The 4390-nt window shown below is 27.4% G+C and carries 4 protein-coding genes; 3 read left to right on the top strand and 1 reads right to left on the bottom strand.

Annotated features, from left to right (window positions below; genetic code table 11):
• The first annotated feature begins 69 nt into the window (after nucleotides 1-69).
• From G3997_RS04265 to G3997_RS04255, 3 genes are read left to right on the top strand one after another with little or no spacing between them, the layout of a single operon-like run.
• On the top strand, nucleotides 70-1116 hold the full coding sequence (locus G3997_RS04265; protein ID WP_296648629.1) for an efflux RND transporter periplasmic adaptor subunit: 1047 nt from the start codon (nucleotides 70-72) through the stop codon (nucleotides 1114-1116).
• Nucleotides 1109-1804: an ABC transporter ATP-binding protein gene (locus tag G3997_RS04260; protein WP_296648627.1), complete on the top strand. Its 696-nt coding sequence runs from the start codon at nucleotides 1109-1111 to the stop codon at nucleotides 1802-1804. The genes G3997_RS04265 and G3997_RS04260 overlap by 8 nt, the downstream gene beginning before the upstream one ends.
• Nucleotides 1791-3017 (top strand): ABC transporter permease, encoded by a 1227-nt coding sequence (locus G3997_RS04255; RefSeq protein WP_296648624.1) that lies wholly within the window; start codon nucleotides 1791-1793, stop codon nucleotides 3015-3017. The genes G3997_RS04260 and G3997_RS04255 overlap by 14 nt, the downstream gene beginning before the upstream one ends.
• A gap of 58 nt (nucleotides 3018-3075) precedes the next feature.
• On the opposite strand, the gene G3997_RS04250 is transcribed toward G3997_RS04255, so the two are convergent.
• Nucleotides 3076-4344 (bottom strand): dihydroorotase, encoded by a 1269-nt coding sequence (locus tag G3997_RS04250; protein WP_296648620.1) that lies wholly within the window; start codon nucleotides 4342-4344, stop codon nucleotides 3076-3078.
• Nucleotides 4345-4390 lie beyond the last annotated feature (46 nt).

Raw genomic sequence — 4390 nt, 5'->3', positions numbered from 1 at the left:
GATTATTACTACATTTTTACATTATAATTTAATATATAGTAATACAACTAGTAATATAAGGGGGAAATTATGTCTTTTTTTAAGAAATTCAAAAACAAAAAAGTTGCAATAGCTGTTGGTGTAATATTATTAGCTTCACTATCAGTAGGCATAACTTACATTAATAAGAATTCTAATAGCTCTTTAGCTGAAGAAAATTATGTAGAAACTTATACTATTGCAGATAATGAAAAAATATTTATAAATGGAGTTATTTTACCAACAAAATCTAAAGACTTTACTCTTCCATCAGAGGATGAAATAAGTAAATTAAACGTTACAAATGGAAAGATTGTTAAAGAAGGAGATCTTTTATTTACAGTAAAAAATGAAGATGTATTAAATGAAATAGATCTATTAAAAGCTCAAATAACTGAACTAAAAAACGCTTCTACTGAAAATGACCCTTTAATAGAATCTGAAATAAATAAATTAGAAGCTCAAGTATCAGCATTAAATAAAAAGGCTTATATAAATACTACTGCTCCATTTGCTGGGAAAGTTTATTTCAATGATAACGGTATGGATTCTCAATATAGTTCAACTATTACGCTTCAAAGTACTACATTTTATATGAAGGGCCAAACAAGTGAAGAAGATTTATCTAAACTTCAAATTGATGACCCCGTTAGTGTAACGGTTTTATCTACAAATAAAAAAGTATCAGGTAGAATTAGCTCAATATCTGATAGACCATCAACTAGCCAAAGTGATAATATATCAAACTCTTCTCTATCTTATTATGATATTAATGTATCATTCGAAAACCAAGAAGATTTAGTTAATGGATTCCATGTACAAGCTTGTATAGAAATAACTGATAACTTATGTAAAGTTCCAACTACTTCTATACTTAAAGATGAAAATGATAAGCCATATGTATTTGAAAGYTTTGATGGAATATTAAAAAAACAAATAGTTGAAATACAAAGTCAAAATGATGAATTTACTGTTATAAAAGGTGGACTTGATAAAAAAGATATTATAGTTAGATACCCATCAGAAGAAATGAGTGAAGGAGATTTAATTACTGTAGATAATTTAGAAGCTAATACTGAAGGTGCACAAAGTGAATAGTCTAATAAAGCTTAAAGATATTAATAAATACTATAAGGTGGGTAAAGAAAAATTTCATGTTTTAAAATCATTAAATATTGATATAGAAGAAGGCGATTTTGTAATGATAATGGGTAAATCAGGTAGCGGTAAAACTACATTACTTAATGTCCTAGCCTTTTTAGATAAATTTGATGATGGTTCATACTTTTTTAATTATGAAAATGTAAGTAATTTAAATGAAAATCAACGTTCTACATTTAGAAATAAACATATTGGATTTATTTTTCAACAATTTAATTTAATTGAAACATTAAATGTTTATCAAAATATTGAACTTCCACTAATTTATGATGGTAAGTTAGATAAATCAGAAAGAGAAAATATAATAAAAGAAAAATTAGAACAAGTTGGCCTATTAGATAAAATTAAAAGCATGCCTTTACAACTTTCTGGAGGTCAACAGCAACGTATAGCTATAGCTAGATCATTAGTTAATAACCCTAAGCTTATATTTGCTGATGAACCTACTGGTGCATTAGATAGTGAAACTAGTAATGATATTATGGAACTTTTAAAAGATTTAAATAATCAAGGTAAAACTATAATAATGGTTACACATGATGCTGATTTAATAAAATACGCTACTAAGGTTATAAAGCTTAAAGATGGTGTTTTATATGAGGAGGCTAACTATGAGTGTAATTAAAAGTTCTTTAACAAATTTAAAAGGTCATAAGTTACGTGTATTCATTACTCTGATTTGGATTATAATTGGTATAACCTCATCTATACTTGTTAGCTCTATAGGAAATGGTTTAAAGAAAGAAGTTATAGATTCTGTAAATAGTTTAAATCCAAATAAAACTAGGATATACTTTGAACCTAACGATTCTAATATGGTTAATATGGAAAGCTTTTTAAATCCATTTAAACTAGAAGATATAGATGAGTTATCATTTATAGATGGGGTTGAAAGAATCAGTTCTAGTCAAGATGATTTTAGTATTGGGTCTATGTATTATGGCGATGCATATTTCAATAAAAAGACTACATATGTAGAAATTAAAGAATTTAAAGCTGAAGATAAACTATTACCAGTATACGGTAGAAGCTTTTCTTATGATGATACTAATAGAAAAGTCATAATAATCACTTTACAAAATGCAATTGATTTATTTGGTAAGGCAGAAAATGCTATAGGTAAAGGGATAAGTATAAATAATCAYATATAYGAGGTTATTGGTATTGTTAATGAAAGTTCTATAAAAAGTGATAAAGAAGCTAATATGTATTATGACGATATAAACTATATTACTTCATATATGCCAAGTAAGGCATTTAATAACTTAATGAATGAGTTTTCATATCCTCAGGAGATATATTCTCTAGATTTAGTAGTATCTAAAGGATATGATATTAATGAAGTTTCTGAAAATGTTATAAACAAATTATATGAACTTCATCCAGATATAAATGGTTCATATAATATTGAAGATCCTACTGAAGCTACTAAAGAGCTTGAGTCTTTGATATCTACTATAAATAAATTTGTAACTCTTATAACTGCTATTTCTATGTTTGTTGGTGGAGTTGGTGTTATGAATATAATGTATGTATCTGTAATGGAAAGACAAAGAGAAATAGGTATTAGACGTGCTATTGGAGCTAAGCCTTTAGATATATTAATACAGTTTTTAGTTGAGGCAATATTTATAACTGTGCTAGGTGGTATAATCGGTATATTAATTGGATTTATAGTTGTTAATTATGCATCTAGCTATTTACCATTTAAAGCAATACCTAATATAAATAGCTTATTATTTGCAAGTATGACTACTGTAGTTACTGGTACTGTATTTGGTATTGTTCCAGCTATTAAAGCATCTAAATTAGATCCTATTAAAGCTATTTATAAATAATTATATTAAAAAAGAGATTACTCGTTAGTAATCTATAAGCTATATACATTGCTTAAATTTATTTATCCTCATACACTATATTACCTCTACATATAGTGTAATTTATTTTTCCGTATAATTTATGTCCTATAAATGGAGAGTTAGAAGACTTAGAAGCAAAATTATTTACCTCATAGCTTTCATTTTCATTAAATATTACTAAATCAGCTACTGCTCCTTCTTTTATATATCCACAGTCAAGATTATAAAGCTTAGCTGGATTTATAGTCATCTTTTCAAGTAATTTTATCATACTTAAATGACCTTTTTTTACTAAGTTAGTTACACCAAGAGCTAATGCAGTTTCAAGACCTACTATTCCACTTGGAGCTTTAGCAAACTCTACATTTTTCTCATCATAAGTATGAGGTGCATGGTCAGTTGCTATTATTTCAATAGTATCATCTTTAAGCCCTTCTATTATTTTATTCTTATCAAATTCAGTTCTTAAAGGAGGATTCATTTTAGCATTTGTACCATAAGTTAATACATCTTCTTCTGTTAAAGTAAAATGATGAGGTGTTGCCTCTGCATATACATTCGCTCCTAATTTTTTAGCCATTCTTACAGTTTCAACAGATACTCCAGAGCTTATATGTTGTATATTTACTTTTGCTCCTGTTTTTATAGCTATCATACAGTCCCTTGCTACCATAACATCTTCTGCAATATTACTAGCTCCAGATATTCCTAACTTTTTAGATATTTCACCTTCATTTATTCCTGCTACAGTTATAAGAGAAGGATCTTCTTCATGGAAGCTAAGAGGTACGTCAAGCTCTTTTGCTTTTAACATTGCTTTATATATAACATCACTATCCATTATTGGAAGTCCATCATCTGTAAATCCAACTGCTCCACATTCCTTAAGAGCTTTCATATCTACTAATTCTTCACCTTTAAATCCTTTCGTTATCGCACATGCTTGTAAAACATTTATAGGTGATAATTTAGCTTTTTCTTTTATATATTCTAAAGTTTCTTTGTTATCAACTATAGGATTAGTATTTGCCATACATACTACTGTTGTAAATCCACCTTTAGCAGCTGATAATGAACCTGTTTTTATATCTTCTTTATGAGTAAATCCTGGATCTCTAAAATGAACATGAACATCTATAAGTCCTGGTGAAACTATACAATTACTTGCATCTATAACTTTTTTATATTCGTTTGTAGATTCAAATTTACCTATTTTAGATATTTTATCTCCTTTTATGATTATATCTAATACTTCATCTCTTTTACTTTTTGGGTCAACTACTCTACCGTTTTTTATAAGTATCATTTTTATTTTTCTCCCTTTAAATATTAATATTTAGCTATATATTAAA

Origin of the sequence: Romboutsia sp. 13368, assembly GCF_018336475.1 — a bacterium.
GTDB lineage: Bacteria > Bacillota > Clostridia > Peptostreptococcales > Peptostreptococcaceae > Romboutsia.
The sequence above is the reverse complement of the archived record's forward strand: the minus strand, read 5'-3'. Positions and strand labels throughout refer to the sequence as shown.